General features: G+C 49.9%; 16 protein-coding genes. 14 read left to right on the top strand and 2 right to left on the bottom strand.

The genetic code is table 11. The features are described 5' to 3' along the window. Positions 1 to 13: 13 nt before the first annotated feature. Positions 14 to 2101 (bottom strand): NAD-dependent DNA ligase LigA, encoded by a 2088-nt coding sequence (gene ligA, locus ACQ4MZ_RS28305; protein ID WP_430850951.1) that lies wholly within the window; start codon positions 2099 to 2101, stop codon positions 14 to 16. A gap of 178 nt (positions 2102 to 2279) precedes the next feature. Here ligA and ACQ4MZ_RS28300 point away from each other — a divergent pair, with 178 nt between their 5' ends. The 13 genes from ACQ4MZ_RS28300 to ACQ4MZ_RS28240 all read left to right on the top strand — a co-directional run bounded on the left by ACQ4MZ_RS28300 (position 2280) and on the right by ACQ4MZ_RS28240 (position 20170). Then, positions 2280 to 2813 (top strand): Uma2 family endonuclease, encoded by a 534-nt coding sequence (locus ACQ4MZ_RS28300; RefSeq protein ID WP_430850949.1) that lies wholly within the window; start codon positions 2280 to 2282, stop codon positions 2811 to 2813. A gap of 88 nt (positions 2814 to 2901) precedes the next feature. Then, positions 2902 to 3549: a ribulose-phosphate 3-epimerase gene (gene rpe, locus ACQ4MZ_RS28295; RefSeq protein ID WP_430850947.1), complete on the top strand. Its 648-nt coding sequence runs from the start codon at positions 2902 to 2904 to the stop codon at positions 3547 to 3549. 19 nt (positions 3550 to 3568) lie between these two features. After that, the gene (locus ACQ4MZ_RS28290) at positions 3569 to 4864 is read left to right on the top strand and encodes a DUF4038 domain-containing protein (RefSeq protein WP_430850945.1); all 1296 of its coding nucleotides are present in this window, start codon (positions 3569 to 3571) and stop codon (positions 4862 to 4864) included. Between the two features lie 70 nt (positions 4865 to 4934). Continuing rightward, the gene (locus ACQ4MZ_RS28285) at positions 4935 to 6956 is read left to right on the top strand and encodes an OmpA family protein (protein WP_430850943.1); all 2022 of its coding nucleotides are present in this window, start codon (positions 4935 to 4937) and stop codon (positions 6954 to 6956) included. 59 nt (positions 6957 to 7015) lie between these two features. Next, the gene (locus ACQ4MZ_RS28280) at positions 7016 to 8872 is read left to right on the top strand and encodes a glycosyltransferase family 39 protein (protein ID WP_430850941.1); all 1857 of its coding nucleotides are present in this window, start codon (positions 7016 to 7018) and stop codon (positions 8870 to 8872) included. A 117-nt stretch (positions 8873 to 8989) separates the two neighbouring features. Beyond that, on the top strand, positions 8990 to 9817 hold the full coding sequence (locus ACQ4MZ_RS28275; protein ID WP_430850939.1) for a transketolase: 828 nt from the start codon (positions 8990 to 8992) through the stop codon (positions 9815 to 9817). Further along, positions 9810 to 11804: an NAD-dependent epimerase/dehydratase family protein gene (locus ACQ4MZ_RS28270; protein WP_430850937.1), complete on the top strand. Its 1995-nt coding sequence runs from the start codon at positions 9810 to 9812 to the stop codon at positions 11802 to 11804. The genes ACQ4MZ_RS28275 and ACQ4MZ_RS28270 overlap by 8 nt, the downstream gene beginning before the upstream one ends. A gap of 73 nt (positions 11805 to 11877) precedes the next feature. After that, a complete protein-coding gene (locus ACQ4MZ_RS28265; RefSeq protein WP_430850935.1) occupies positions 11878 to 12798 on the top strand; it encodes a transketolase family protein in 921 nt (306 codons plus the stop codon). Continuing rightward, positions 12795 to 14489, top strand: a complete 1695-nt coding sequence (locus ACQ4MZ_RS28260; RefSeq protein WP_430850933.1) for a hypothetical protein — start codon at positions 12795 to 12797, stop codon at positions 14487 to 14489. The genes ACQ4MZ_RS28265 and ACQ4MZ_RS28260 overlap by 4 nt, the downstream gene beginning before the upstream one ends. A 2-nt stretch (positions 14490 to 14491) precedes the next feature. Further along, positions 14492 to 15628 (top strand): acyltransferase family protein, encoded by a 1137-nt coding sequence (locus ACQ4MZ_RS28255; protein ID WP_430850931.1) that lies wholly within the window; start codon positions 14492 to 14494, stop codon positions 15626 to 15628. 72 nt (positions 15629 to 15700) lie between these two features. After that, positions 15701 to 16444 (top strand): glycosyltransferase family 2 protein, encoded by a 744-nt coding sequence (locus tag ACQ4MZ_RS28250; protein ID WP_430850929.1) that lies wholly within the window; start codon positions 15701 to 15703, stop codon positions 16442 to 16444. Positions 16445 to 16455: 11 nt separating this feature from the next. Then, positions 16456 to 19134, top strand: a complete 2679-nt coding sequence (locus ACQ4MZ_RS28245) for a DUF3352 domain-containing protein (protein WP_430850927.1) — start codon at positions 16456 to 16458, stop codon at positions 19132 to 19134. A gap of 4 nt (positions 19135 to 19138) precedes the next feature. Then, a complete protein-coding gene (locus tag ACQ4MZ_RS28240; RefSeq protein ID WP_430850925.1) occupies positions 19139 to 20170 on the top strand; it encodes a hypothetical protein in 1032 nt (343 codons plus the stop codon). Here the strand turns inward: ACQ4MZ_RS28240 and ACQ4MZ_RS28235 are convergent. After that, positions 20167 to 21423, bottom strand: coding sequence for a cation:proton antiporter (locus ACQ4MZ_RS28235; protein WP_430850922.1), 1257 nt, complete (start codon positions 21421 to 21423; stop codon positions 20167 to 20169). The two genes, ACQ4MZ_RS28240 and ACQ4MZ_RS28235, sit on opposite strands and share 4 nt — an antisense overlap. A gap of 220 nt (positions 21424 to 21643) precedes the next feature. On the opposite strand from ACQ4MZ_RS28235, the gene ACQ4MZ_RS28230 reads away from it, so the two are divergent. Further along, positions 21644 to 22792 (top strand): lipase family protein, encoded by a 1149-nt coding sequence (locus ACQ4MZ_RS28230; RefSeq protein ID WP_430850920.1) that lies wholly within the window; start codon positions 21644 to 21646, stop codon positions 22790 to 22792. Positions 22793 to 22800: the final 8 nt, after the last annotated feature.

Raw genomic sequence — 22800 nt, 5'->3', positions numbered from 1 at the left:
CTATTTTCTTTACTTAATTTCCAATCATTGCTAAAAATTCTTCCTCAGAAATAATCGTGACGCCCAGTTTTCGTGCTTTTTCAAGTTTGGAGGGCCCCATATTCGCACCGGCCAGCAGGTAATTGAGCTTCCCGGAAACGCCGCTGAGCACCTTTCCGCCGTTCGCTTCGATCTTCTCTTTCAACTCATCACGTTCGAAATTTTCGAAAACGCCGGAGATTACAAACGTCTTGCCATCCAGCAGGTCACTTTCGATTTCCACCGGTTTTTCATCGCTTTCCATCTGCAAACCGGCTTGCTCCAATCGCTGAACCAGCAACTGATTTTCCGGAACGCTGAAAAACGATTCGATGCTCAGCGCAATGCGACCGCCAATTTCGGGTACCGCCGTGAGTTGTTCGTAACTCGCAGCTCGCAGCGCCTGCATGGATTTGAAATACGCCGCCAGTTTCTCTGCAACAGTTTGGCCTACAAAGCGGATACCCAACGCAAAAAGTACATTCTTGAATGGCACGGTTCTTGACAAATCAATGCCTTTCAGGATATTATCCACCGTTTTTTCCCGGAAGCTGATCTTTTTAACTTTCCCGGTTTCCTCGTTGAGCAAATTCTTTTCGAGGCCCAGCAGCTTGTCGTAATTGAGGTCATACAGGTCCGCAGGCGTACGCACAAGGCCGAGATCGAAAAGCAGCTCGATCTTGCCTTCTCCCAGACTCTCGATGTTCATTGCTTTGCGATGAATGAAATGCTCAATGCGACCTTTCAGTTGCGGCGGGCAATGGCTGTCGTTCGGACAGAAGAAGGCAACTTCACCCTCATTCCGCTGCAATTCGGAATTACACTCGGGGCAATGCGTCGGAAAAACGATCTCCTCGGTTTCGTACTTTTCACGCTGAGAAACATCGACTCCGGTGATTTTGGGAATAATCTCCCCGCTTTTCTCCACGAAAACGGTATCGCCTATCCGGATACCCAGCCTTTCCAGCTCGTTCGCATTATGCAAAGTCGCGCGCTTAACACGCGTACCCGACAAATGCACGCCCTTCACCTGATTGTACGGCAATGCACGCTCCGAAAGGTCACATAGATTAGCAACCGGTGTCACGGCGCCGGTCCGGCCTACCTGGTAGGTTACCATTCGCAGCACCGCCGGTTTATTTTCAGCCTTATATTTATAGGAAATCGCCCAGCGCGGGCTTTTTGCTGTGAAGCCAAGTTCCCTCTGCTGAGCAAAAGAATTGACCTTGATCACTATACCATCCGTCGCCAAAGGCAGATTCATGCGCTTCTCCTCCCATTCGCGGATGTATTCAATGGCTTCGTCGATATTCGCCACCTTTTTCCAGCCCGGCGACACATTGAAGCCCCATGCTTTCATTCCTTTCAAACTCTCTTCCTGGGTTGGAAAAACATCGGTATCGGCAAAGAAGTAGTAGAGGTAACAATCCAGCCCGCGACGAGCCGTTTCAGCCGAATCCTGCAATTTGAATGAGCCGGAAGCTGCGTTCCGAGGATTGGCGTACGGGTTTTCGCCCAGCGTATCCATCTCCTCGTTCAATTTTTCAAACGAAGAGATCGGCATAAAACCCTCCCCCCGAATCTCGAACAATGGCGGGAGATTGTCGGCTTTCACCCGCAAAGGCAACGAGCGGATGGTTTTAACATTGTTCGTGATCTCGTCCCCGCGCGTACCGTCGCCCCGCGTAACACCGCGTACAAGAATGCCATTTTCATAGGTAAAACTGAGCGATATCCCGTCAAATTTCAGCTCGCAAATATATTCATAAGCTTCGCCCTCAAGTCCGCGGCGCACCCGGTCGTCGAAGCTCCGGAGCTCCTCCTCGTTATAGGTGTTATCAAGCGATAGCATTGGATACCGGTGGTACACCGCATTGAACGTTTTAGTTACCGCCCCGCCGACCCGCTGAGTCGGTGAATCCTCCTGTTTGAATTCCGGGTACTGGTTTTCCAGGGCTTGCAGCTCTTTGAGCAGCTGGTCAAATTCATAATCCGATATTTCCGACTCGCTGTCCTGGTAGTAGCGGTCATTGTAATAATGCAGCTTTTCGGAAAGCTCCTGGATTCGTTGTTGGGGATTCATAGTGGTCACGGCGCTTGATGATTCGGCCCAAATTTAAGATTTAATTCAAATTTTGGGCATTGGATAATTGATGTGTTACCAATTGTATATCCAGACGTATCAATGGGATATTAACCTATCCATCACACGCTCAGTATGTCATGTATTTTTCGTATTTTCGTTCAAAACGGCAAAGCCTATGAAAACCCTGGAACCAACCATTTACTACAATCCGGATCTGACGCAGATCATAAACGGCGAGGAAGTCATGTCGCCTAGCCCGAAATTTCTGCACCAGTCGGCTTCCGTGGAGCTGGTTCTGCTGCTGGCGAATCATGTCAAGCAAAACAAACTCGGTCGTGTATTTGCTGCGCCCTTCGACGTAATTCTGGAACAGGATTTCAATCACCTGCAACCAGACATATTTTTCGTATCCAATGCGAACCGGAACATCATGCAAGACTGGATTCGCGGCGTGCCTGATCTGGTCATCGAAATCGTGTCGCCAAGCTCCAGAAAGCTGGACACGGTCGTCAAAAAGGGTGTGTACGAAAGCTACGGCGTGCCCGAATGCTGGATCGTCTTTCCCGATAAGGTTCGCATTGAAATCTATACGCTCGTGGAAGGCCGATACGAGTTGTACGGCACATTTTCGGATGAGCAAAAGGTGCAATCGAAAGTACTACCGGCGCTGTCGTTCCCCGCGAGCGCTATGTCAGGTGATTTTGCATGACCTAATCAACAGAAAACGGTCCGTGTACCCGCCTTCCCCATAAATTCACTAATTTCGGCCTCATTAATCATTACTAGCTTCTGATTTTATGGCTGAAATTGCCCCTTCCATACTAGCCGCGGATTTTGCGAACCTGCAACGCGACGTCGAAATGATCAACAGCAGTTCCGCAGGTTATATACACGTTGATATCATGGACGGCATGTTCGTCCCCAACATTTCATTCGGACTTCCCGTGTGCGAAGCCATTCACCGTCATGCCCAAAAGCCGCTGGACGTACATTTAATGATTGAGCAGCCCGACCGCTACCTTGAAGCGTTCCGTAAGGCAGGAGCATTCGGGATTACCGTGCATTATGAGGCCTGCCCACATTTGCACCGCACCATCCAGCATATCAAAGAGCTCGGCGCCGAACCAGGCGTGGCGCTCAATCCCCATACGCCGGTGGACGTTCTGAGCGAGATCATGGGCGATGTTTCCCTGATCCTGATCATGTCGGTAAATCCCGGATTTGGGGGGCAGAAATTTATTGAAAACACCTACCGGAAAATTGCGGCACTGGATGACTACCGCAAAAAATTCGGCTACAACTTCAAGATAGAAGTCGACGGCGGCGTTAATCTCCACAATGCGCCCAGGCTTGTGCGCGAAGGTGTGGATATCCTCGTCGCAGGCAGCTTCGTTTTCACCTCGCCCAATCCGGTGCAAACGATCGCCGAGCTGGGAAATAGCTAGTATCCATTGAGCTGACACCATGAATATGTTCAAATCGCTGGTCGCCAGATCCCTGCCCGGACTCCTGTTGGCTTGCTTACTTTCGCTCGGGTTTGTTTTTCAGAGGGAAGACCAGGCCCCACCGAAATTTCCGTTGAAAATCAGCCCGAATGGCAGACATATTACCGATAACCACGGAACACCGTTTCTGATGGTGGCCGACGTGGCCTGGCAAATGCTGCGGAGGTTGAGCTATGCCGAGGCGGTACAATATATGGATATCCGCAAGTCGCAGTCGTTCAATACCTTTCTTGTGCATTTGCTCCCCGCATTACCCAACCAACGGAATTTCAACAAGGTCGCGCCGTTTCTCGACAATAACGATCTGACCAAACCCAACAAAGCCTACTTTGACTATCTGGAAAAAATAGTCGCGGCTGCCAGAGAGCGAAATCTGGTGGTCGGGATCGTCGTCTCCCGGCAGAGCTGGAATACGGTTTTCGATGCGCAGAAGGAGGATGCGTGGAAAAGCTACGGGACCTATGTAGGAAAACATTTTGCCAAATACCCAAACATCATCTGGATCGTCAGCGAAGAAGAATACCAAAGCGCTTCGCAGTTTAAAGCGATTTCCGAAGGTATCCGTGCTGAATCGGATGGGCAGATCGTCGCTTCACTCAACACCTGCTCGCCAACGAGCGTGAACGACAATTCCCCCAACCATTCGCAGCTCAAATTCATTATTCCCGATTCCACGGTAACCCCGGCCGAATATGCCGCACTGGCCAACTGGCAAAAAAATTCGGCTGAGGCTGCATTGCGGCCATTCCTGATCGCTAATTCGGAATTCCCCAAAGAAATTACCGACCAGTCGACGCTGATACGCAACCAGGCATACCAGTCCATTCTGAGCTCGGCGGCAGGTTTCTGCCATATGAGTACGATTAAGAACTTCAACCCAACCTGGAAAGTCAACATTACAAAGGACGGAGCCGAGTACATTCACCAACTCGTTAAAATCCTGAAAGGCATTCCGTGGGAATATATGCAGCCGGATACGCCCGATTTGCTGGTAGACTCGCTCGATAAGGCGGAAATAGGCATCGTTTCGCTTTCGAACAAAAAGATGGCGATGCTTTACATTCCCACCTCACGAACGGTGCGACTGAACCTCAAACATCTGGAAGGTAACCTGTTCGGCGCGGTTTGGTACAGCCCACGCACGGGCAAGAGATGGAACGGCAAGGATCTGAAGTTGGATGAGGAAGCGATCGTTCAGCCGCCCGAACTACAACCGGAATGGGATTGGATACTCCTCATTGGTGCCAAGCAGTAAGTTTGACTTTCTTTTGTATTATTAATATATTACCAGATATAGCATAGCCCTGCCGGCATCTGATCACCCTATGCATTTGAGATTTAAGAATACCCTTTTCAGCATATTAATGGCAGTTATGCCGCTTTTCGCGTACTGCCAGGAGGTATTATGGGCCAATAAGGTTTTGGGGTATTCTTCCGAGTACAGGCCTTCGCAAATAGGCCACGCATACCGATCCAAACAGATCCTGGGTGTTCCCAACAAGCTGCCTGATTTTGGCGACAGCCCCTGTGCCTGGTCGCCGGCCGACGCCGACGGGCGCAATGAGGAGTGGATCAAAGTGGGTTTCGACAAAGCCATTCCACTGAAGCAGATCGTGATTGCCGAGAATTTTAATCCAGGCGCGATCGTGCGCGTATATACATATGACGCTGCGGGTAAGGAATACCTCGTTTCGGAAACACCGGCTGCACAGCAAACAGTGAAAGGTCGTATGCTTCACATATTCCCCAAACAGAATATCCAGGCCAATGCGGTGAAAATAGTCTTGCAACCGGGTAAAGTTTCGGGTTTCAATCAGATCGACGCGATCGGTATTTCACCGGATATGGCGCCTGTTGAAGCCAAAATCAATTTTGTGGCCTCCCAGTTGAAAGCGCAAAAGGAGAATATGGGCAAGGCGATCAACTCTGTTGGCCAGGAAGTGGCGCCCATTATCTCGCCGGATGGTAAGACGCTCTATTTCACCAGAAACGACTTTGAAGGCAATATAGGCTCGCCTGCTCATCAGGATGTGTGGTATTCGACGCTCAACGATAAAGGTGAGTGGACAGACGCCGTCAATATCGGCCCACCGATCAACAACGGGGGCGAAAACGCAATGACCAGCATTTCGGCAGACGGCAAAACTGTCTATCTCATTAATGAATACGGGGCCGATGGCAATATGTATTTCGGATTTTCCCGCGCCTTCAAAACCAAATCGGGATGGTCGGTACCACGTCCATGGAAGATCACAAACTTCCTCAAAACAGCTAAATACTTTGAAATCTCGGTCTCACCCTTTGAAAACGTGCTCATTATGGCGGTTCAGGGAAATGATACCGAGGGCGGCAAAGACTTATATATTTCGTTTTTACAAAAAGACAACACCTGGTCGGAGCCTCGAAACCTCGGCAGCGTGATCAATAGTGCCGATAATGAAAGTACTCCTTTCCTGGCATTGGACAACAAGACGCTATACTTTTCCTCATCCGGGCATGCCGGCTATGGCCAGGGCGATCTCTTCCTTACCCGTCGCCTGGACGACACATGGCTCAACTGGTCGACGCCCGAAAACCTGGGACCAGCGGTGAACTCGCCTCTTTGGGATGCATTTATCAATATTCCCGCTACCGGAGACTATGCCTATTTCAGCGCCAGCGATAAGGTTGTAGGCCAGGAAGACATTTTCCGTATCCGCATGACGCCCGAGATCAAGCCCGACCCCGTGGCGGTTGTGAGTGGGACCGTCCTGGAAGCGGAAACCAATAAACCGGTAAAATCCGACATTACCGCCGACATCAAAAACACGAGTGCCTCATTCGCAAAGGCCAGCTTTGACCCCGAAACCGGCGAGTACCGGCTGATACTCCCGTTGAAGGAAATATACCGCATTACCGCCTCCGGTGAAGGTTTTTTCCCCGTTTCGGAGGATATGGACCTGAGCGCAGAAACCGGTTTCCGGTCGATCCGGAAGAACATTTACCTGCAACCCATTAAGGCAGGCCAGCAGATCCGGCTCAGCAATGCGATGTTTTCCCAGAGCAGCGCGGAAGTGACCCCGTCGTCCTTCGCCGAGCTCGACAAGATCGCCGAAACAATGAAAGCCCACCCTTCGATGGAAATACTGCTGGAAGGCCATACCGACAACCAGGGCGAAGTGCAAAAGAATATCAAGCTCTCCTCCGATCGCGTGGAGCAAGTAAAAAAGTACCTTTTATCCAAAGGGATCGACGGCCAGCGCATTCAAACCAAAGCCTGGGGACCAACGCGCCCTATTGCCAACAACCTCACCGAGCAGTCGCGTCAGAAAAACCGCAGAGTAGAGTTTACGATTCTTAAAATCTAAAAAATATCCTATAACGGGAAATTTCGTTATTTTCGCGGCGTCCATCAGCGAACGCACTAATGTCTCCCAACCAAACCAAAGAAACCCTGCGGTCAAGGCTCATACTCACCCTCATTCTCGTTGCAGGTCTTGCGTTGAGACTTCATAACCTCGATAGGTACAGTATTTTCTTCGATGAAGTGAGCACATTGCTCGTCAGCCAGGGCATTGTATTGGAAGGGGCTAATCAGAAAGAAGTTTTTGCTACCCGTGAGCTGTCCGATTCCCGTTTTTGGACAACACCGGCCCACCCGCAAAAACAGGTACTCCGCTCATTCACGGCAAACGAAATCTATACCCCTAAGGCATTCACGCCTGCCGAATTCTGGGCTCCGAAGTCCATTGAGGACTACTACGAAGCCATGACACGCAGCGATATCGGGAACAGCCCGTTCTACTACCTGCTCCTGCATCCGTGGATCGACATGTTCGGCTTCTCCGACTACTCGATTCGCCTTTTTTCAGTCATTTTCAGTGTATTGATCATCGGGCTAACCTACCTGTTTGCGAAACGTTTCTTCGGGACCAATACCGCGCTTATAGCAGCAGGTATTACAGCCATCGAACCTTTTTTCATCGCTTACAGCCACCAGGCGCGCAACTATTCGCTGACATTCTTTCTGACGCTCGCTGCAACGTATTTCTTTTTACAAATCATTGAAAATAAAGCCAGTAAAAAGAAAACATTTGGGCTTTATGTAGGCTATGTATTCTCCGCCGGGCTCGGATTGCTCAGTCACTTTCTGGTCATCGCGGTACTGCTGGCGCACGCATTGTATGCATTGTTTTTCCTGAGGACGCTCAAAGGATGGATTCGCATGGCTATTGCGGCGGTATTTGCGCTCTCCGGTGTGGCCTGGTGGCTAATGTTCGGGGGGGGCGTTTACACATTGTCCTCGCTGCAATATCAGGCGGCGTTATATAAAAGGATGGCAGATACAGGCGGGCAGGCATTCGGGAATATCCTGCCTGCAACGCCATTGAATGTTTTCAACAAATCGCTGCCCATTTTCGCGGACCTCGTGATTTTCACTAACGGTCTTACCGACGCCCTCGGAGGCAAAAAGAATGTCGTTGTGGCTTTGGCGGTAGCATTGATACTGATCTGCTGGTACCGTTTTAAAGACAAGATCAATACTCCGGCGTGGCTTACGCCACGTTTCCCGTATTTACTTATCGTCGTCGTCGCGTTTTTTTACAATAACCACAAACTGCAATTCTGCATTCTGAGCGTCAGTTTGTTTGCATTGTCCTTTATTCCCGATTTACACAAAAACGCGGACCGCCAGCAAAAGGCGAGGCTGTGGATGCTTTACATGATGGCGCTCGTACCGACGCTGTTCCTCATCCTGATGTCGTTCAAGAACGGGCATACTTATGGCATTATGCAGCGGTACTCGGGTTTTTCTTTCCCTTATGTGATTATTCTGTTAAGCCTGCTGCTGCAATTCTACACCACTTTGAAGGTCGAGTTCCGGGTGCTTATTTTCGTATTCCTTGCCGCCCAGCTCTATTTTGTGGGATTGAGATTAAAGGAATTCTATGAGGACCGCTCACCGAAATACGGCTACTTTGCGGTACCTCGCGTACCTAACCCATACTGGGAGGCTGCCAAGAAGATACAAGCGAATTACCAGCCTGGCGACACCATCTTTTACCCGGCGCCGCGTTACGAGGTTCTCTCCGAAATGGACCGGACATTCCTGCCCTATTCGATCCACGATGCACAGATTACCAACCTGTATTTCCCCAAAGACGCGCAATACGTGCAGGTCATGGATATGGACCAGGCAGACCGGATCTGGATCAAAAAACAGGGACGCTCCGAGCCCCTGGAAATCATGAAACTGACCGGCAAGCGTTACGGTTTTGAGTAAGCGGCAAGGCTGTTTTGGCAGAGCCGTCCAATAACATTTTGTATATTGCGGACTTAAAACCGGAGATCTGGCCTTTATTTTGCAGGCAATTCCTTACATCGACATACAACATCAGGCATGACAGCAGAAGAGATATTAAAAGACCCTAAACAGTTGAGCGGCGAGCTTCGCCTGAAAATACTGGGCCTTTACCACCAGGCCAACGCGGGCCACATTGGTTGCTCACTCAGCTGCATCGACCTGATGATCGCAGTCCTTTTCCTTCAAAAATCGACCGACGATACTTTCATTCTTTCCAAAGGCCACGCCGCGGCCGCGCTTTACGCGTGCCTGAATACGTTGGGGGAAATTACGGACGAGGAGCTGGACACATTCTACCTGGACGGCACCACATTGCCCGCCCACCCCGCACCGCGCCAGTATAAGGGCATTCCTTTTGCTACCGGTTCATTAGGCCACGGCCTGCCCATTGCAACGGGCATTGCCCATGCAGCAAAGGTCGCCGACGATGCAACGTATTCATTCACGCTGTTGTCTGATGGGGAAACCAACGAAGGCACCACCTGGGAAGCTGCGCACTACGCAATCCAGAACCAGCTTGATAACCTCATTATGCTCATCGACAAGAACGGCCTGCAAGGTTTCGGTTTTACGGACAAAGTTTTGGGAGAAACCGCTTCCGTTGAAAAATGGAAAGCGATCGGTTTTGAAACGGTGGAAGTAGACGGCCACGACATTGCGGCCATCAGCGAGGCAATCAGCAGGCTGAAAGAAAGCAAAAACGGGCTCCCGAAAGCAATCATCGCCAATACCGTAAAGGGAAAAGGGGTTTCTTATATGGAAAACAAATTGGAATGGCATTACCTGCCCATGAATAAAGACCAGTATGAGCAAGCTACACTGGAAGTAAAGGAACGTTATCTTAATGAATTGACGAATGCTTGACCATTTACCGGTTTACCGCGATAAAATAGAGAAATTAAAAGGGCCAGTTTTTGTTTTCGGTGCCAGCGGCTTCATTGGCGCCAATCTCTTCAATGACATATTTAAAATCCGGAAGGATTGTTACGCAGTAACCCACGACGCCACCAAAGCATGGCGTCTGAAACTGCTCAATGTCCCGTTTGAAAACATCATCCACTGCGACATTCTTTCAGACAATTCCATCAAGGAGGTATTTGAAAAATATAAACCGCAGACGATTTTCAACCTTGCGGCCTACGGGGCGTACAGCAAGCAGAGCAATGTAAACCTGACTTACGAGACCAATGTGCTCGGAACGGTGAATATCCTTCAAAACTGCACGAAGGACATGGTTTACATCCATGCCGGAAGCAGTTCCGAATATGGTTTCAACTGTACATCGCCCAAAGAAACCGACCGCGTGGAACCGAACAGCCATTATGCGGTTTCTAAAGTTTCGGCCGCCTATTTGCTCGAATATTATGCCAAAGTAGCAGGGCTAAAAACGCTCAACCTGCGCTTGTACTCGATTTACGGCTATTGGGAAGAGCCCGACCGGCTGATCCCGCGCCTGATCGAAAATGCGCGTAAAAAGAGCTTACCTTCTCTGGTATCCCCCGATATAAGCCGCGATTTTGTGTTTGTAGAAGACTGTGTGGAGGCGTTTCTGGACGCGGCGTTGAAAATCGACGACGAGAAATCGGGACGCTCTTACAACATCGCCACCGGCCGCAAAACCACGATGGGCGACCTCGTGGACGTGACGCGCAAGGCATTCTCTATCGCCAAGGAACCCGAATGGGGCAGCATGTCGAACCGCAAATGGGACCTTGCCGAATGGTTTGGGGATCCTACGGCATTCGAAAACGATTTCGGCTGGAAAGCAAGAACATCACTCGAAGACGGCCTGATCCGTTACAGCCAATGGCAGGATGCCGTGCAATATGAGTCGAGGTTGATCCCTGCTTTTGAAAATCCGAAGCTCAACCCAGTCATCACAGCCATTATCGCATGCTACAAGGACGCCCAGGCGATCCCGTTCATGTACGAGAGGTTGGTGAAGACTTTCAACGAGTTGAAGGTGCGTTATGAGATCATTTTCGTAAACGACAACTCGCCCGATAACCAGGAAGAAGTGATCAATGCGATTTGCGACAAAGACCCTAATGTGGTAGGTATCAGCCACTCGCGGAACTTCGGATCGCAATCGGCGTTCCTGAGCGGGATGGAGATCGCAACCGGCGACTGCGTGGTGCTGATGGATGGCGACTTGCAGGACCCACCTGAAATTATCCCTGCATTTTACGAAAAGTGGATGGACGGCTACGACGTCGTCTACGGCGTACGCGTGCAGCGCGAGATGAAGCCGCATATCCACTTCTTCTATAAGACATTCTATAAGGTATTCCAGGGGCTGAGCTACATTCCGATCCCGCGCGACGCCGGCGATTTCTCGATGATCGACCGCAAAGTGGTGAAGGAGCTTGTAGACTTACCCGAAACAGAGCAGTTCCTGCGCGGCTTGCGTGCATGGGTAGGTTTCAAACAAACCGGAGTACCTTACGTGCGCCCTGAAAGGATGTTCGGCGTGTCGACCAACAACTGGACGAAGAACATCTGGTGGGCCAAAAAAGCGATCTTCTCGTTCAGCTTCGCACCATTGGAACTGATGAGTTATGCAGGTTTCGGCCTTACGGCATTGTCCATTTTGGGAATAATCTGGCAGATACTGGCCAAATTCTTTTTCTTCCCAGATACGCCAAGAGGCCTCAGTACCGTAATTATTCTGATCGTGTTCTTCGGTGGGCTCACCATCCTGGGCATTTCGTTTTTGGGAGAATACATTACCAAGATATTCGAAGAAACTAAAAAGCGGCCCAAATATATCCGCACCAGAATACGCCGGGGACCGAAGGCTTATAAAACCGCCGACGAGATCCGGGCTTTGGTAAAACAATTGAGAAAGTAATAAATTGCATGGTATCAGCCGGTTAGGCGGCCATTTAAGTTAAGCAATCAATCGGCGTAGCGCCCACTTAACGATGAGAAAAGAATTTTCAACAGCCATCGAAGAGCTTGCGGTCGAAGACGACTCCGTTATCTTCATCACAGGCGATCTTGGATATAATGCGTTGGAAAACTTGCAGGCCAAAATGGGCAAGCGGTTTATCAATGCCGGTGTTGCGGAGCAGAATATGGTGGGCGTAGCTGCCGGCTTTGCCCACAAAGGTTATAAAGTATTCTGTTACAGCATCGCGCCATTTATCGTGTACCGCTGCCTCGAACAGTTCCGTAACGACGTTTGTTTCAATAACTTGCCGGTATTCCTGGTAGGTAATGGCGGCGGATATGGATACGGGATCATGGGCAGCAGCCACCACACCATCGAAGATCTTGCATGTTTGAGCGGTCAGCAGAATGCACAGGTGTGGGTACCCGCATTTACCGACGAAGTAGTTCCGGTTGTGCGGCAGATCGCCGCCAACGCCCGTCCTGCATACCTGCGCCTGGGAGCCGGGAAAACCACTCCTGCAAACAGCTACCTGACGGGTTCTTTTAAAGTAATTCACCAGCCTGCCCATGCAGAAACGACGGTTTTTGCATTGGGACCGATTGCCAACAATGTGTTATCGGCGCTGGCGCTGGCTCCCGAGCTTGCAGAAAAGGTGAACGTAGTGACGGCCCTTCATTTCCCGCTGGAACTGACGGACGAGCTGATCACGCTGATAAAAAAAGCGCCCGCAATACTCGTTGCCGAAGAACACATCAGCACAGGCGGGCTTGCGCAACAGCTTTCCGTTCAGTTACTGGAAAAAGGTATTTTCCCTTCAGTATTTAAAAGTCTCAAAGCGGAAGGCTATCCCAACAGCCGCTATGGCAGTCAAAGCTACCACCAGAAGCTTTCCGGACTTGACGCAGATTCGATCTTGTCGAGCATCAGCCAACTAATGATCCCGGCATGACGAAAAAGGCTTTAACCATTATCCTGAGCCTGATCCTGTTATTACCCGTTGCCATTTATTTCACGGTTTGGGATTACTATGCCATCAATATTCCCAAATGGGACGACCACGCGCTGAAAAATTTCATCGCCGAATATACGCAGGCTGGCGACTGGAAAGGGAAAATCCTGGCGCTTTTCAGGCAGCATAACGAGCATCGCATCGCGCTGACCCGCTTTTTCGCATGGGTCGATTATGCCACTTTCGGGCATCTCAATTACCGGCATTTGATGACAGCAGGTAACCTGTTGCTTCTGGCGGCGATCCCGTTGTTCTACGACTTGCTCAAAAAAAACAAAAAGCCGCTTTTTGCATTGGTACCCATTCCATTCCTGTGGATGACGCTAGCGTTCTGGGAGAATATGTATTGGGGAATGTCGGCTGTGCAAAATTTCGGGGTAGTAACGCTGGTCCTCTGGACATTGTATCTGGTCGTCAATCCCAAAGTATTGCCTTTTTCCATCGCCATGCTGCTGAGCGTAGTAACTGTGCTTACGAGCGGGAATGGATTGATGGTTTTGCCACTGGGTGCTGTTTTGTTATTTTTAAGTGGTAATCGAAAGCGCTTTGCACTGTGGACGATCATCAGCATTGCCGAGATTTTCTGCTATTTCTATTGGTACAAGCAACCAGACTACAACCCCGAATCAAAAGCCTCGCTTCTGCAACTTGTCAAAGGCTATATGGCATTTCTGGGTTCATTTGCAGAATGTATCCCCCTCCTGAACCACGTTAAGGTGTGTATTTTCCTGGGTGTAATTTTATTCCTCGTCGCTGTGTCTATTGGTTCTACGACGCTTTTCAGGATTGTTAGGAACAAGTACGCCATCAAATTCGAACGAACTACCGACCTTTTCTGCCTGGGAGTAATCCTGTTCATCCTCGGCACCGCTGCAATTGTAGTTCACGGCCGCGCAGGTTTCGGATTCGACGTGCTCATTGCGAGCAAAGTCAAGATATACTCGGTTCTCCTGCTGATCATCGCCTACATCTATGTGGTGGTCCCGATCCGTGGTAGTTTCCTTTCGCCTTACATTACTGCGATTATCGCCCTGGCGGTCACATTCAATGTGTTCAGCTATCATTATCATCTGGTGGACGCCTATAATTTGAGAAAGCAGATGGTGACCTCGCAATTCAACTGGACATTCACGGACAAATCGCTGAAATACCCGACAGACACATCGTTTGCGGCTAATATCATGGAAAAAACGCCTGTCATTTATGACAAATGGCTGCCCCTCATCGCCGTCGCCGACCGTCAGAACTATGCCGGAAGTTCACGGGGAATGGTGGATTTGTATGATAAAACCACTATTACCACGGACACGGCGTCCATTAAAGTAAGCAATACCTCATTCACCAGCCAGCGGTTGCAGGATAGTGGCGTATATGTGCTGCTCAGTTCGGATAAATGCTACTACATCTTCCCCGCCCTTCGCACGCGCAACACGAGCCGGAAGCAGCTGTTCCTGAAACAATATTATTTCGCTCCGGGCTTCTATGCCGACATTCCGTTCTCTGAAATGGATAAGGGAACTTATAGGGTGGCACTCATCCGCCAGCAGGGCGACGAAACCGGCATTCTGTTCAAAGACCAGCGTGTGACGATCAAAGAATCGCGTAAAAAAGAAGTGAAAGTTAACTGGTAACCATGCGCACCAATTCAGAAGGACACATTATTCAACTTGACGGCGTGCGCTTTATTGCAGTGGGGCTGGTTCTGCTCGACCACCTCATCGTAGAAATCAATATTATCCCGTTCGGCGCGTTGGGAGTAACGATCTTCTTTGTGCTCAGCGGTTTCCTGATCTCCCGCATTTTGCTCAAAAGCAAGGAAAAAACTTACGGGACAACCGGAGGCTTTAAAAAGTACCTGCGCAAATTCCTGGTCCGGAGAACGATCCGGATTTTTCCGGTTTATTACCTCATCATTGCATTGCTGTTTATCTTCAATGTGCCGCCGGTGCGTGACAAACTGCCCTGGCTCGCATTGTATGGGACCAACATTTACATTGCCCTCCATAAAACCTGGCTGGGTTCAGTAGACCATTTGTGGTCGCTGGCGGTGGAAGAGCAGGTGTATCTATTCTTCCCGTTCCTGATTTTCTTCATTCCCAAAAACAAACTGGTGCCAGTGCTGGGCCTGATGGGTATTTTCAGCATTCTCCTGCGCGCTTACATTTTCTATTCGGGCAGAATACCGGGTACCAACTTCGTCACAATGGGTGAATGGACCGTAACCTATGTATCCACACCCACTTGTTTCGATTCTTTCGCATTGGGCGGGCTTATGGCCTGGATGCAGCTATACAAGAATGATGTGTTTGTTAAATTATTCAGCAAATCATGGCCGGTACTGCTTGGCTTGCTGGGATGGGTGCTGATCCAATGGTGGGCCAAATCGCTGGCTCAGCCCTTCAACTTCCCGTACGTGGTGCTCGACAGAACCATGTCGTCCATTTTCGGGTTTACGTTGATAGGACGCGCTGTGATGGGTTTCAAGGGTTGGATGGCCGCGTTTCTCGAAAATCCGGTGTGTATTTATCTTGGCAAAATCAGCTATGGCCTGTACCTGTACCACAATTTTGTATACAACCATTTTCACAGCGGTCCCATGCACCCGACGGTCAGGCTTTTCCGGAAAATCTATCAATATATCCCCGGCCTCGAAGGCAATATCGCGTTCGAAGCAACGGTCGTAGTGGCGCTCACGGTCTTAGTGGCGTCGGTTTCCTGGCACTTTTTCGAGAAACCTATTAACGCCCTGAAAGACAAGTACGCTTACTAAATAATGAAACCCCATAGCCCGGTTACAGGCTTTATTTATTAATTTCGCGCAACATACCAAATACGCTTTTGCATGTCATATCTTCTGAGTATAGTAATGCCCGCATACAATGAGCAGGATTGTATCGAAAAAGTAGTTTATAATTGGACCTCCTTCCTCAAAACCAAATTCCCCAACGATAACACTACCCTGATCGTCATCAACGACGGATCGAAAGACAATACCAAGGTATTACTGGATGAGCTGGACAAAAAGATCGATAATCTGACGGTTGTCCACCAGAAAAACGGCGGGCATGGCAATGCGGTCGTGAACGGTTATCGCAAGGCGCTGGAACTGGGTTCGGAATATGTATTCCAGACGGACAGCGACGACCAGTTTGTTTCCGAAGATTTTGACAAACTCTGGGACAAACGCTCCCAGTCGCAATTCATACTCGGCTACCGCCAGGTTCGGCATGATGCCGGCGTACGCCTTTTTATCACGAAATTCCTCCGCGGCACGATTTCGGCTGTTTATGGTACATTCATCATGGACAGCAACATTCCGTTCCGTCTGATTAAAGGAACATTCCTGCAAAAACTGATGAACCAGCTGCCCAATCCGGAACCGTTCGCACCGAACATCTTCCTGGCTGTGATGGCAAAAAAATCAGGGCAGCAGCTGTTCGATATCCCTATCACCCATAAAGACCGGGAAACCGGCACCGTTTCGATTGTGAAATGGAACCTGTGGAAAGTTTGCATCCGAAGCTTTAAAGAACTCTTGCGGTTTCGCCTCGAACTGAATGATAAAGTGAAAGCGATCCGCGCTTAAAAAACAGGCTTGTGTCGAAAAAAAAACTGATTGCTATCCTGCTGGTCGTGCTTATCGCATCAGCAGGATATTTCCTGTTCAAATGGTCGAGGGGTTCGTCGGCAGCCTGGCAATTCATCCCCTCCAATGCCGTGGTGGTGATCACTAGTGAGCATTTGCAAGATTCGGCTTACACGGCCACAGAAGCCGCTCTTGACCTCAAACGGCTTCCTCTCCTCGACATCGCCAGCGATAACCTGACTTTGCTCAACCTGCTGACGAAAGACGCCAAAAAGCTCAAAACATTCCTGCAAGCCAAAACCCTCTCCTATTCATACCACCCGCGCACCAGCACGGAATGGGGGGTAATCATGTATATTCCCGTTACCGACGAAGAAACCAAATGGCTGGCCAGCCCGCAGCACGCCAACATCCGGCTTCTGCATCACAATTTCCAGGACCACCGCATTACCGACGCCATCGACGCCAATTCGCGGCCGTTGTTTTCCTACCTGGTGAAAGACCATTACCTGATCGTCAGCTACTATGGCGACCTGATCGAAGACGCCGTACGCGCTTCCTCGCTCAATATCAGCTCGTTCAGGCTGCGTTCACGCTTTTCGAATATCAACGATTCCGATTATGGCACGAGCATTTACCTCCGTACGGATGCCTGGAAGTCGGTAATGTCCATGGAGAATGTGGCCACCCTGGCGGAGTTTGGAAAGAGCTTCCCTGCCTACCAGGATTTTCACATTGAAAAAGCGGAGAGCAAGGGAAATCTGGTAGTCAAATCCAATGGGGCGGATGCACCGGATTATTACCTGGCCGAGATCCTGAAAGGCAACCCCGGCACGCCGTTCGCCGGGCACAAGCATGTATCGCAGCAAACTTCATTTTTGTATCGCGCGGCTGCGTCCGACAAAGCGGCATTCAAGGAAACATTTTTGAAATGGCATAAAAAATACAAATCGCCGGCCTGGGACAAGCTCAACTATTACATTGCCGGTGAAAGTAATGTGCTCATCGACAACATTGGTTCGGAGTTTGTATTATGCCAATTGGAGGAGAATAACAGCATTACCGACGGTAAAATCCTGCTTACGGAGTTTTCCAACTACGATAAAGTGAGGCCGGTACTACAAAAGCTTGCGCAGCTCTCCAACCAGGAAACAAATGTTTCGGCGGATCAGTACCAGGGCTACGACATTTATTCGGTACCTGTTCCCGAACTGCCTTCGGGTTTGTACGGGCCGATGTTTACCGGCTTTCCGCGCAGCTATATTACCTACATTGCGCCCTATCTCGTGATCAGCAACAACTCGCAGGTATTGCAGAACTACATTGTCGACTACGAAAACCAGATCACCTGGAAACAATCGCCGGAATACGATAGCGTGCTTACCAGTATGAACAACGAAGCTCAACTTTCGATGATCGTGAACCTGCGGAAAGCGCAATCGGGCGAGGAAACGCAAGTGAGCAAAAAGTATAGCGACCTCACGGCCAAAATGGAGTCCATCACGCTGCAGTGCCGCTTCGAAGGCAGCGAGGCATTCCCCGAACTCACATTTCATCCCAAAAAACGGCAAACCGCCAGCAAGGTGCTCAACCGCACTTTCCTGAACATCGACATCGAATGGCCGGATATTTACGATTCTGAACTGGCTGCATTGCAAAACCCGATCGATGGAAGTTCGGAGATATTGCTCACCGACAAGGAACACAACCTGCTCAGAACAAATAACCTGCGCGAGGGAAAAACCGAAACCATTGCCAAATTGAACGGGGCAATAGGCACGGCGGCTTACAAAGTCGATTTCCTGAACATCGGCCGGCAGCAACGCATTTTCGCCACAGGACGCACGGTGTATGCATTGGATGAAGACGACTCTTCCAATGTTTCGACTTTCCAGGCACATTTGCCTACCACCGACCTCATTTCGGCATTGTACCTCATCGATGGGGGCGAAGACGGCAGTAACCGGTTTATCGTCAAGAGCTCGGCGGAAGAATTGTTCGTATGGGAAAGTGTGACCCGCCCGCTCAAAAGGCTAAACCATTCGGTTCGCTTTGAAAAGATCGTGGGGCCCGTAGTCGCGCTGAACCAGATCGGTAACCGGGGCTTTATCGTAACACAGCAAAACGGAAAGATCTATTTATTGAAAGAAAACGGCACGGTACGGCCCGGCTTCCCCGTCGATATTCTGACGCGCACCGAAAGTCCGTTCACCTGGGCACAGAACCCGCAAACGGGCCAGCCCGAGCTCGCGGGCGTGAGCGTATCCGGCGAACTGATCCGCATCAGCCTGGATGGTAAAATCACATCGCGGCGGCAACTCCTGCGCCCGGAACCGGGTTCGCGTTTCCGAATTCTTTTCGACCGCAATTCGCTCGATTGGATATTAGTGCGCTCGGTTAATTCCAAAACTGCTATTATTACCAAAGATGGCCGCGAACTGTTCGAGATCAAGGATATTTTACCCAATGCGACCATCCAGTATCACTTCTTTGGCGTCGATAACCGGTTTATCACGATCAAATCGGGCAGTTATTCCACCGTTTTTGATATGAACGGAAGGCGCCTCGGCGACAAAGCGATCCCTTCGGAAATGCCGGTGCAGCTTACGTACCAGCCTGGTTATTACAAATTATTGATATTCAGCCGGTCGGAAAAGAAAATACAGGTCTGGTCGATCAAGTTGAGATAATGCTATGAAGATTTTAAGATATATCGCACTGGCTATTGGCTCGCTCATATGGATTGTGGGCCTGAGCCCTACCATTTTGCCCTGGCTGTGGAAAGAACAGGTTGTGGAAGACGGTTACCAGTACGGCGATTTGTATAAGCTTTCTACCTTATCGGAGTTTCGCGACCCACGCCACCAATGCACCGGTTATACGCCGCCGGTTCGGCCACAATCAGCTAAAAAAGTGCATCTGTATATTATCGGCGATAGCTTTACAGAAAAAGGGAGAGTTGGACAAAGCGATTTTCCGGTAGACGAATATACCTGGGTAAAATGGTCTGACTTCCTGCATATCAAACTCGACACCACCCAGCTTAATATCTTGCTGATGGAAAGCGTCGAACGGCATTTCCGCCAGAAATTCGCTTCGTCTACCATCACCGTGCTCATTCCGGATTCGGCAACATTTATTCAAAACGGGGCTTCCAGCAAGTTCATGCACCAGCTGGACGAGGCGTTCAAAGGGTCGCACACCGCCGACAGGCTCGACGGCTTTTTGTTCCAGAACGATTTCGCATTACGCATTAAAGAATGGAAATCTGATTTCAACCACCGTTTTTTCGACAGGACCGCTTCGGGCGTGACACTTGTCAACAACGATCGCGATATTGTGTATTACATGGATACCGACACCCCGGAAGTTACATCGTCCTTCACACCGGTGCGCCAAACCGAGCTTGATTCCATGATCGCAAACCTTAATGCGAGCCGTGATTTCGCGGATTCGCTGGGCTTCGACCATGTGATATTGAGCATTATCCCCAACAAGGTTTCGGTACTCAGCCCCGGATATGGCACGTACAACAATCTGATTGAACGGGTATACAACCATCCCAAACTCGGCGTGCCGTATATTGATGTGCTTGGCGATTTTCGCCGCATGGGCCGTGCATCGTACTTGAAAGGCGATTCGCACTGGACTTGCGAAGGGCAAACGGTCTGGCTGAACAAAATCAATGCGCTGATCAACCAGCTCGTTGCCGGGCCGGCTTCCTAGGCAGCCGCTTCCGCGTCGTCGGGCAAGCGGTCGGTTAACCTACCCACCGTGAGCCCTTGCACGATGATCGAGAACAATACTACGAAATAGGTGATCGCCAGCAGCAGGTCTTTGTTGAGATGCTGATCAATGGACAATGCCAATGCGATGGAAACACCTCCGCGCAAGCCTCCCCACACCAATATGGTAATCGATTTCTTCCCGAAGCGCGTTTTGAAAGGAATGAGCTTGACAGGAATATAAATCGAAATGAACCGCGCCAAAAGCACCACTACGATCGCCACCATGCCCGCCCAGCCATATTGCTTCATATCCGGGATCAGGAGCAATTCGAAACCGATAATCAGGAACAGGATCGCGTTCAGGATTTCATCGATAAGCTCCCAGAATTTGTCGATATAGTCGCGCTCGGTATCCGAAACGGCACCGGGATTTTTGCCATAATTCCCTACCACCAGCCCAGCAGCCACCATAGCCAATGGACCCGACATATGCAGTGCCTGGGCAGCCAGGTGCCCGCCCATCACGATTGCGAGCGTAATGAGTACGTGTACGTTGTAGCCATCTACCCGGTACATCATTTTGGAACCTAAAAAACCGAGCAGCAAGCCGAGCAAAATGCCGCCCAGCGCTTCTTTCACAAAAAGACCGGCAATACCGGTAAATGAGGTATTCACTTCTTCTCCCCGTGCCAGCGCGAGCATCAGGATGAACACCACTACGGCCATACCGTCATTAAAAAGCGATTCACCCGCGATCTTCGTTTCGAGCGACTTGGGAACACCCGCCTGTTTGAGGATCCCAAGCACTGCAATAGGGTCCGTGGGGGAAATCAATGCGCCGAAAACGAGGCATTGAATAAGCGGAATGCTAATGCCGATCAACGGCAGGATATAGTAAATGAGGAAACCGATCACGAACGTGGAAATCACGACGCTGACGGTGGAAAATATAATGACCGGCAAACGCTGCTCCCTAAGATCTTCCAAATGCAAATGGATAGCCCCCGCGAACAGCAGAAAGTTGAGCATCGCGCCCATGAGTATTTCCGTGAGATCGACGCTCGCTATGAGCGTGGAAATGCGGATGAATGTGCGTGGAAATATGCTATCGGTAGCGATAAGCCCCAGCGAAACCATCAATGCGATCACCATGACGCCGATGGAGGGAGGCAATTTCAGAAACCGGGAATTGAGGTAAGAAAATATCGCAGAGAGGACGATTAATGCGGAAAAAGAGTAATACAGCTCCATGAAAATATTTTTTAGACTAACCAAAAATAAGAAATTCCGGGCTCGCATTCAAGGCGAAACGGGTTACGCGGGTAAACTCTAATGGTATTCTAATTTGAAAGAAATGTCTGAAACCGGGGCCGAAAAGTGATTTGAAAGCCTGAAAATCCGGTTGCATCGATTGTTTTCCTACATTAGTAACCCAAAGGTTGCCTTGGTATTCAACACTTCGCTATCACTCATGCAAAAGTTCCTGACAAGTTTCAAACCATGCCTGCTAGGGCATTTTTACACAGCTATTGTCTTTATCCTTGGCACACTCGCCGTTCAGCCCGGAATGGCGCAAACCAGCAAGCTGAAACCCGGCTTTGACAAGGCTGAATACCAGGAACTCGTGTATATGCACGCCCTGCTGTACGATACCGCCATGACCAACCGGCAAAAGTTCAAAGTACCGCGGCCCACGAAATTTGATTCCGTTTACGCTTCTCCCGTAATGGGCCTCGACAACCGCTGGGGGCTGTGGAAGAGCAAGTCTTCCGTAGCTGTAATTAACCTCCGGGGCACGACCATGAATGCCGTGGGCTGGCTCGAAAACTTCTATGCCGCTATGGTACCGGCCCGCGGGGAGCTCCAAATCACCAAAGATTATACTTTTAAATACCATCTGGCCGACAATCCCAAAGCTGCCGTACACATTGGCTGGCTGGTAGGCACGGCTTATCTGGCGAAGGATATTGCCCCAAAAATCGACTCCATGTACAAAACCGGCGTCAGGGATTTCCTTATTATGGGCCATAGCCAGGGCGGCGCGCTCAGTTATCTGATGACGGCGCATCTGTATTCGCTTCAAAAGCAGGGCGCATTACCTAAAGATATCCGTTTCAAAACCTACGCCAGCGCGGCTCCAAAGGTGGGCAATACCTATTTCGCCTACGAGTATGAACACCTGGTCGATGGCGGCTGGGGCTATAATGTCGTCAATTCGGCCGATTGGGTGCCCGAAGTACCGTTTTCGGTGCAAACACTTAGCGATTTTAACAATACGAACCCTTTCAAAAATATCGACGGCATTATCAAGAAGCAAAAACTCATTGCGCGCATCGGTATGCGGCACGCTTACAAGGGCATGAAAAAGCCCAGCGAAAAGGCGCAGCGCAATTACGAAAAGTATCTCGGCCGGTATGCAGGGAAAATTGTAGCTAAAAACCTGCCGGAATACCAGGCACCAACCTTTTACAAAAGCAGTAACTACGTACGCACCGGGCCGACGGTCGTGCTCCTGGCCGATGATGCGTACTATAAGCAGTTTGAGGATTCGGATCAGAATGTTTTCATTCACCACGGCCTCCATCCTTACCTTCACTTGCTCGAACAATACAAATACTGACATTTTAC

The organism is Dyadobacter sp. BHUBP1, assembly GCF_050587785.1.
Classification (GTDB): Bacteria; Bacteroidota; Bacteroidia; order Cytophagales; family Spirosomataceae; genus Dyadobacter.
This window is presented reverse-complemented; position numbering and strand designations above follow the sequence as displayed.

What these genes read in the sequence shown, in the direction of transcription:
- ACQ4MZ_RS28280 (WP_430850941.1), top strand. Translation starts at nt 7,016, where the DNA reads ATGTCTCCCAACCAAACCAAAGAAACCCTGCGGTCAAGGCTCATACTC.
- ACQ4MZ_RS28230 (WP_430850920.1), top strand. Translation starts at nt 21,644, where the DNA reads ATGCAAAAGTTCCTGACAAGTTTCAAACCATGCCTGCTAGGGCATTTT.
- rpe (WP_430850947.1), top strand. Translation starts at nt 2,902, where the DNA reads ATGGCTGAAATTGCCCCTTCCATACTAGCCGCGGATTTTGCGAACCTG.
- ACQ4MZ_RS28265 (WP_430850935.1), top strand. Translation starts at nt 11,878, where the DNA reads ATGAGAAAAGAATTTTCAACAGCCATCGAAGAGCTTGCGGTCGAAGAC.
- ACQ4MZ_RS28270 (WP_430850937.1), top strand. Translation starts at nt 9,810, where the DNA reads ATGCTTGACCATTTACCGGTTTACCGCGATAAAATAGAGAAATTAAAA.
- ACQ4MZ_RS28255 (WP_430850931.1), top strand. Translation starts at nt 14,492, where the DNA reads ATGCGCACCAATTCAGAAGGACACATTATTCAACTTGACGGCGTGCGC.
- ACQ4MZ_RS28275 (WP_430850939.1), top strand. Translation starts at nt 8,990, where the DNA reads ATGACAGCAGAAGAGATATTAAAAGACCCTAAACAGTTGAGCGGCGAG.
- ACQ4MZ_RS28240 (WP_430850925.1), top strand. Translation starts at nt 19,139, where the DNA reads ATGAAGATTTTAAGATATATCGCACTGGCTATTGGCTCGCTCATATGG.
- ACQ4MZ_RS28290 (WP_430850945.1), top strand. Translation starts at nt 3,569, where the DNA reads ATGAATATGTTCAAATCGCTGGTCGCCAGATCCCTGCCCGGACTCCTG.
- ACQ4MZ_RS28250 (WP_430850929.1), top strand. Translation starts at nt 15,701, where the DNA reads ATGTCATATCTTCTGAGTATAGTAATGCCCGCATACAATGAGCAGGAT.
- ACQ4MZ_RS28300 (WP_430850949.1), top strand. Translation starts at nt 2,280, where the DNA reads ATGAAAACCCTGGAACCAACCATTTACTACAATCCGGATCTGACGCAG.
- ACQ4MZ_RS28285 (WP_430850943.1), top strand. Translation starts at nt 4,935, where the DNA reads ATGCATTTGAGATTTAAGAATACCCTTTTCAGCATATTAATGGCAGTT.
- ACQ4MZ_RS28235 (WP_430850922.1), bottom strand. Translation starts at nt 21,423, where the DNA reads ATGGAGCTGTATTACTCTTTTTCCGCATTAATCGTCCTCTCTGCGATA.
- ACQ4MZ_RS28260 (WP_430850933.1), top strand. Translation starts at nt 12,795, where the DNA reads ATGACGAAAAAGGCTTTAACCATTATCCTGAGCCTGATCCTGTTATTA.
- ligA (WP_430850951.1), bottom strand. Translation starts at nt 2,101, where the DNA reads ATGAATCCCCAACAACGAATCCAGGAGCTTTCCGAAAAGCTGCATTAT.